Annotated in this window: 9 protein-coding genes; all 9 read right to left on the minus strand. The window is 46.7% G+C overall.

Annotated features, from left to right (window positions below):
• Positions 1-39 precede the first annotated feature (39 nt).
• The 9 genes from C8U37_RS03170 to atpD are packed head-to-tail and all read right to left on the minus strand — an operon-like array spanning position 40 to position 6,550.
• A complete protein-coding gene (locus C8U37_RS03170) occupies positions 40-921 on the minus strand; it encodes a F0F1 ATP synthase subunit gamma (protein WP_108031810.1) in 882 nt (293 codons plus the stop codon).
• A complete protein-coding gene (locus C8U37_RS03175; RefSeq protein WP_108031811.1) occupies positions 918-2,435 on the minus strand; it encodes a F0F1 ATP synthase subunit alpha in 1,518 nt (505 codons plus the stop codon). The genes C8U37_RS03170 and C8U37_RS03175 overlap by 4 nt, the downstream gene beginning before the upstream one ends.
• 18 nt (positions 2,436-2,453) lie before the next feature.
• On the minus strand, positions 2,454-3,209 hold the full coding sequence (locus C8U37_RS03180) for a F0F1 ATP synthase subunit B family protein (protein ID WP_108031812.1): 756 nt from the start codon (positions 3,207-3,209) through the stop codon (positions 2,454-2,456).
• A 4-nt stretch (positions 3,210-3,213) separates the two neighbouring features.
• Positions 3,214-3,480, minus strand: coding sequence for a F0F1 ATP synthase subunit C (locus C8U37_RS03185; RefSeq protein WP_108031813.1), 267 nt, complete (start codon positions 3,478-3,480; stop codon positions 3,214-3,216).
• A gap of 36 nt (positions 3,481-3,516) precedes the next feature.
• Positions 3,517-4,182, minus strand: a complete 666-nt coding sequence (locus C8U37_RS03190) for a F0F1 ATP synthase subunit A (protein WP_108031814.1) — start codon at positions 4,180-4,182, stop codon at positions 3,517-3,519.
• A gap of 4 nt (positions 4,183-4,186) precedes the next feature.
• Entirely contained in the window at positions 4,187-4,468 is a 282-nt protein-coding gene (locus C8U37_RS03195; RefSeq protein ID WP_170100175.1) for an N-ATPase subunit AtpR, read from the minus strand.
• 11 nt (positions 4,469-4,479) lie between these two features.
• Positions 4,480-4,776, minus strand: coding sequence for an AtpZ/AtpI family protein (locus tag C8U37_RS03200; protein WP_108031816.1), 297 nt, complete (start codon positions 4,774-4,776; stop codon positions 4,480-4,482).
• A gap of 14 nt (positions 4,777-4,790) precedes the next feature.
• A complete protein-coding gene (locus tag C8U37_RS03205; protein ID WP_108031817.1) occupies positions 4,791-5,168 on the minus strand; it encodes a F0F1 ATP synthase subunit epsilon in 378 nt (125 codons plus the stop codon).
• Complete coding sequence (gene atpD, locus C8U37_RS03210; protein ID WP_211306111.1) at positions 5,165-6,550, minus strand: F0F1 ATP synthase subunit beta; 1,386 nt, start codon at positions 6,548-6,550, stop codon at positions 5,165-5,167. Before atpD ends, C8U37_RS03205 begins: the two co-directional genes overlap by 4 nt.
• Positions 6,551-6,818 lie beyond the last annotated feature (268 nt).

Here is a 6,818-nt window from a genome sequence, read left to right on the forward strand (position 1 = left end):
AAATGAACGGTGCCTACTCTTGTGCGGAGTCGGTACCATTCATTCTTCAGGCAGATTCTTTTTTGATTTTTTCAAGGCCTGGAAACCGGATAGCAGATCGTTGATTTCTTCTGTGATGCTGCTTTGCCGTTTCATGCGATACATGAAATTGAACTCATCCAGGCGTTCATCGATGTTCTTTTCCGCCGAATTCATGGAATTGATCCGGCTTGTATTTTCGGATACGAGCGAGTAACAGAAGGCCCGGTAGAGCGTCAGGAAAAAATATTGCTGCAACAGATTCGAGAGGAGTGTCTCTTTATCCATCAGATAGATGGATATCCTATTTGTTTCCCCGTGTTCGTGTTCTTTGGCTAATTCTTCCAGATCCAATGGAAAGAGCAATTCAATTTCTTCTTGAAGCACCGCGTTCTCCAAAGGTTTGCAGTAATACAATAAAATTTTCCCCACAGGAGCCTCATCCCTCAGTTGACCTATCTTGAACAGGAGTCTTTGGACTATCGGAACAATCCCATCCTCCGTTTGCGGAACTGAAAAGTTGTCCTTTATTGCATACTCCGTCACTAATCGATCATACACTTGCTGTCCTACAACGAGAATGTCGTGGTGTGCGTCGTTGGGTATATGCTGTTCAGCGAAGAAACTCATCCTTTCATTGAAATTGCCGGTCAGTCCATGATCAGAACCGAAGATGATATGGATTGTCCGGTCACCGTTTGTTGCATTTGCAGTCTTCCTTTCTTCATCGGATAAAAGCACCGCTAGTGCCGTATCCAAAACGCGCCGGTAACTTACGGATGCTTGTGCTGCGCGCTCAAACTGGTGTATTTGAGTGGAAGCATGGGCCTTCATGGTCGTTACGATCGACTGCAGGCTCTCAGTGGAAGCTATGCTTTTCTTTAATGATTTCAGATTGGTCATCCTTCTATCACCATCTCCTTCCTGATTTTTTCGACCACCCTTTTCAGAAACTCTTCTCTCTTTTCTCCTTCAATTTTTTCACCTTTTTCGATGCTTTTGCGGAAACCTTCGTCTTCCTTCACCAGCATTCGGATAATTTCTTCAGCTTCCTCCATCTTTTCCAGCGGTAAAAAATCCAGTGCACCATTGACTACAGCCAGGAAAACGCCGATTTGCTCCATGACGTCCATCGGGGAATACTGGGGTTGGTTCAATATTTTTCTGATCCGATACCCTCTTTCCAATATCAGTTTTGTAGCATCATCCAGTCTGGCGCTGAAACTGGCAAAAATTTCGAGTTCCTCAAATTGGGAATAGGTCAATTTTAATGCACTTGTCACTTGCCGGTAGGCCGGCAGCTGTGTTTTCCCTCCCACCCGCGATACCGATGCGCCGATATTCACGGCCGGCAGATTTCCCATCTGGAAAATTTTGGGCGAAACGTAAATCTGCCCATCAGTTATGGAAATAAGGTTTGTAGGTATATAGGCAGCTAAATTTTCTGCCTGGGTTTCAATGATCGGAAGGGCTGTGATGCTGCCTCCGCCATACTCTTTTTTGAGATGAGTGGCCCTCTCCAAAAGTCTGGAATGGATATAGAAAATGTCCCCCGGGTAAGCTTCCCTTCCTGGAGGGCGCTCCAACAACAAGGACAGTTCCCGATAGGAGCGGGCATGCTTGGTGAGGTCATCATAGACAATCAGCACATCCTTGCCTTTGCCCATAAAATATTCCCCAAGGCTGGTGGCTGCATAAGGGGCGATATACGCGAGCCCGGGAGGATCTTCCGACCCTGCGACCATCAGGATCGTATGGCTTAATGCATCATTATTTTTCAGTACATTCATCACTTTCGTGACCGAAGAAATTTGTTGGCCGATGGAGCAGTAGATGCAGATGACTTCCTTTCCCTTTTGGTTGATGATCGCGTCGATTGCGATAGCCGTTTTCCCGGTCTGTCGATCTCCAAGTATCAACTCCCTTTGGCCCTTTCCGATCGGCACAGCCGCATCGACTACTTTGATGCCTGTCTGCAACGGCTCAGTGATGGGTGCCCGATGCATGATCGGAGGAGCTTCTCTTTCGATTGGGAACCAACTGTTCGCTAGCACCGCTCCTCTTCCATCCAGAATTTCTCCCAACGGATTGATGACTCTCCCAAGGAAGTCTTCCGATACCGGGATGGCTACTACCCGGTCGGTCCTTGTAACCGCATCTCCAGCCTTTATATGCTCGTATCCTCCCAACAGGATGACCCCGATATCATCCGGATCGAGATTGTAGACCATCCCCATCACATCGCCCGGAAAACGGACCAGTTCCTGGTTCTTCACTCCGCTCAGACCGTTTACGATTGCGATGCCTCGGTCCAGTGATACGACCACGCCGCTCTCTTCGATGTCCTCATTCCCCAAAGGGCATTCCAGTGCTTCCTCCAACAATTTTTCAAATTGAATCAAAAGATTTTCCAACATCAGTGCACGCACCCTCTTTCATTGAGAGTTCTTTTCCATCGTCTGCATGATTTTTTTCTCTGATTCCTCCACATATTTCCTGACATTATGATGCAGTGTGAACGTCTCGAACTTCAGCTCATGACCGGCCACCAACTCCTTATCGGTCAAATAGGTAATGACCAGACCGGCTCCCATTTTTTCTTCCAGCACTTCTTCAAAAATTTGCCGTTTTTCCATCGGCATTTCGGCCGCGCTCACCAGACTGACCTTTGCCTGATGGGGCAGGTGCATAAGCTCGGGAGAATCGGATTTCAACGCACGGATTTTGCCGATAAAAGTATCGAACATCTTTTCCTCACTGCTTTGATCGACCGTCATATGCAAGATATGCGCAGCTATCTTCACCGCACTCTTTCCCAAAACTCCCCTCATTTCCACAGAGATGCGCGTTTTCTCATCCTCCAGTTCATTCAGATACGTTTGTCGTTTTTCATCAGCCTGTATCCGATAGGTTTTCAGTAAGGCGTTTTTTGCGCTCTCCGCTTCTTTTTTTGCATTCTCCAATGTCTGTTGTGCCGTTTCTTCGATTGCGGCCAGCTTTTCATGATAGACCGTGATGGTTGCGTCCGCCTCCATCATTTTCTGTGCAGTTTCCTCCTGAATTTTGGCTATCACTTTTTGTCGTTCATCCATTGCTTGGATGAGCGGTTTATAAAATAACTTTTGGAGAACGAACAACAGTATGACGAAATTGACCATCTGAGCAAAGACTTCAAACCAGTTGATGTTCATGATATCACCCTACCAATGCGTTCCAAAAAGGATTCGCGTACAATAAAATCATCGATAGGACAAAGCAGTAGATGGCAGTGGATTCGATCATGGCCAGCCCTACAAAAAGTGTCCTTGAAATGCTGTTGTACTCATCCGGTTGCTGTGCTATCGATTTTAAGGCTTGAACTACGGCGTTTCCTTCACCGATTGCCGGAGCGATGGAGCCGATTGCTATAGTGAATCCCGACATGATGATCGAAACGGCGCCAATGATTGTAATGGAGTCCATATTTTAACCTCCTATTGAGATGTTGTCGTCCAAAAACTATTTCCCTTTTGTCGCAGCAGCGATATAAACAATGGCCAAAATGGAAAAAATGTAGGCTTGGATGGTGCCGGTGAGCAATCCCAACATTTGGATGACCGCTGGGAAAAACAACGGGATGACTCCCAATAAAATTGCGACGATGATGCTCGAACTCATCACATTTCCGTACAGGCGGACAGCCAATGAAATGACGCGGGAAAATTCCCCGATTATGTTGAACGGAAGCATCAGCACGGACGGTTTTGTGTATTCCTTCAAATACTCTTTCACTCCTCGACTGGCTATCCCATAGCCGGGAATGGCAAAAAAAACGCACAATGCCAGGGCAATGGTTGTGTTCAAAGAACCGGTCGGCGAAATGAATCCTGGTATGATCGACAGAATATTGGCGGCGAAAATAAAGATGAACAAGGTTCCGACAAAAGGAAGATACCGGCTGGAATCTTGTTGGCTGATTTCCTTTATCTGTTTATCAATCACACTCAGCAGAGCTTCTGAAACATTTTGAATTTTGGACAGTTTCCCATTCTTTTGTATGCCCATTCTGACAAAGAGCGTAATTATGATCAGAACCGCTAATGTTATCCAAGTGTATACCAACGTCGCTGTGATCCTCACGAAATGCCATTCAAAATAAATGATGTCACTTGGATCGATTGACATTCCCTCACCCCTCTTGCCTCATTTCATCAGGCCCTTGCTGTTGCTTCACTTTCGACACGATAAGAAACCTTCCGATCAGGATACCCAACAGAGCCAACGGCAAGTTAAGGTAGCTCCCGTCTTTCAGCAAGTACAATCCTCCCAATAATATACCCAGTCTCAGCAACAAGCTTCCCAACATCAACACGGTGGGGTATCTCACTCTGACGAGCAACCTCACGGTCAGTAACAGGCCGCCAAAGAAGAGCACTCCGAGAAAAACCCCTCCAAATAAAGCGATTGCCATAGCTGTACCTCCTATTCCCCCATACTTTTCTTCTTGATCCATAACCAGGCATTTATGCAGCCGATGATCACTCCGGCAAACAAAAGGGTCAGTGTCCAGGAAAATTCCGGCTCGTAGGTATCATCCAAATAGATTCCCAACGCAATGCCCATCAATACAGGGACCGCGATCGACCATCCCACCACACCGAAGGTACCTATGCCAAAAAGGATGTCCTTGCCTTCTTTCTGCATTTTCAGCTTTTTCTCGGAATCCGCCTTCACTTTGTCTATCAGTTCTTTTTCTGGAGATGGTTCTTTCTCTGCCATGACGGGATTCCTCCTCAGTCCAGTTCCATAAACAACCTTAACGTATCCACTTCCAGTTTGGTGAGCACTTCGTTCATTCGCTTCTCATTCTCATCCTGTGACCTGAAACTGGCATCGACTGTATCCCCCAACGTCTCCAACGTCGTTCCCCTGATAGCCTGCAGGCAAGCTACGGATACGACATCTCCCTGTTTGACCAAAATCCCTTGATTGATCGCATAATAAACGACCTCTCCTTCAAAAAAGACGCTCAGGATTCCCGGACTCAGACTGGAAACAAAATCGATATGCTTGGGCAACAATTGAAATGACCCTTCCGTACCCGGAGCCGTTATCTTATCCACCTCTTGGTCCAACACTGTCTTGCTGGGGAGTATGATCCTGATCCTCATTTCTCATCCTCCCTCTTTCTTTCGTCCGCTTCGCTGATGTTGCCGATCATGTACAAATTTCCCTCTTTATGGTTTGTGTACTCGTCATTCAATATGCGTTCGAATCCGTCCAAGGCATCCTCAAGCGCCACAAATTTGCCTTCCATCCCCGTGAAATGTTCGGTCGTAAAGAATGGTTGTGTCAAAAAGCGTTCCAGTCGCCTGGCCCTGTATACAGTCTCGCGATCGTTTTTGGAAAGTTCTTCGATGCCAAGCATGGCAATGATGTCCTTCAGCTCTTCGTAAACAGAAAGATTCCTTCTGATTTCTTTAGCGATTCGATAATGCCTTTCACCTACTATGCTCTTATTCAACAACTTGGACGAAGAGTTCAGGGGATCGATGGCCGGAAAAAAGCCTTCACTCGCCTTCTTCCTCGACAACACTACCGAAGCCGAGAGGTGGGAGAACGTGTGCGTTGCCGATGGATCCGTAAAATCATCTGCGGGGACATATACAGCCTGGACAGAAGTGATGGATCCTGCGGTCGTATTCGATATCCGCTCCTCAAGTTCCGAGAGCTCGCTTGCCAAAGTAGGTTGATAGCCGACCCGAGAAGGCATTTTCCCGATCAATCCAGAAACTTCGGAGCCTGCCTGGATGAACCGAAAAATATTGTCGATCAACAACAGAATATCCGTCTTTTCGGTGTCCCTTAAATATTCAGCCATCGTAAGAGCCGCGTGCCCCACTCGGAACCGCGCTCCCGGAGGTTCGTTCATCTGTGCGAAAATCAATACGGTTTTTGCCAATACTCCCGCATCCTTTATTTCGCGGTACAACTCTTCAGCTTCCCTTGAACGTTCCCCGATCCCGCAGAAGATGCTGTACCCCCCAGCGTTGCTTGCCGTATTGTTGATCAGCTCGGTTATGAGCACTGACTTCCCTACTCCAGCGCCACCGAAAAGTCCGGCTTTTTCTCCTTTGCCAAGCGGAATCATCACATCTATCGCTTTGATGCCGGTCAGAAAGAGCTCATCGCTGGAGCTTCTGCGGGAAAATGGAAGCGGCCTTTGGTGTATCGATCTCCGGACAATGTTTTTTAACGGGGCACTTTCATCCAGCTGATTACCGAACACATCAAACATCTTTCCTAATGTTTCTTTCCCTACAGGGACTTGTATAGGTAAACCGGTATCCGTGATGACAGCCTTTCTGGCTATTCCGGCAGTGAATGTAAGGGCTACGGCTCTGACAGTCTGCTGATCGATGTAGGAACTTACCTCGAAGATCATTTCTCCTCTATCACCGGCAATCAGCATATTGTTTATAGACGGCAACTTCTGTTTGAACACCGCTTCGATGACACTGCCGCGGATAGCTTTTATGTAGCCTTTATTCATTTCATCCATGATTGCCTGCCCCCTTTCCTGCCAACCCAAACGTTGAAATTTGTCTTTTCCAACAGCTTTCTGATTGCGCCTGGTGCAAACTCACCTTATCTGTACCTTGATTGTATAACAAAAAGCCGTTGAGGTAAAACGCTTACATTTATACATTGATACTATTCCTTGTGTGTTATTTGAAAAACTAAATTCCAGTTGACCGATTCAAAATACGGAATTAACTTCTGCAAAGATGGGAGTGGAATTCACTCCTGCAAACAGCCTA

It is taken from the genome of Trichococcus patagoniensis (genome assembly GCF_003051085.1).
GTDB lineage: Bacteria > Bacillota > Bacilli > Lactobacillales > Aerococcaceae > Trichococcus > Trichococcus patagoniensis.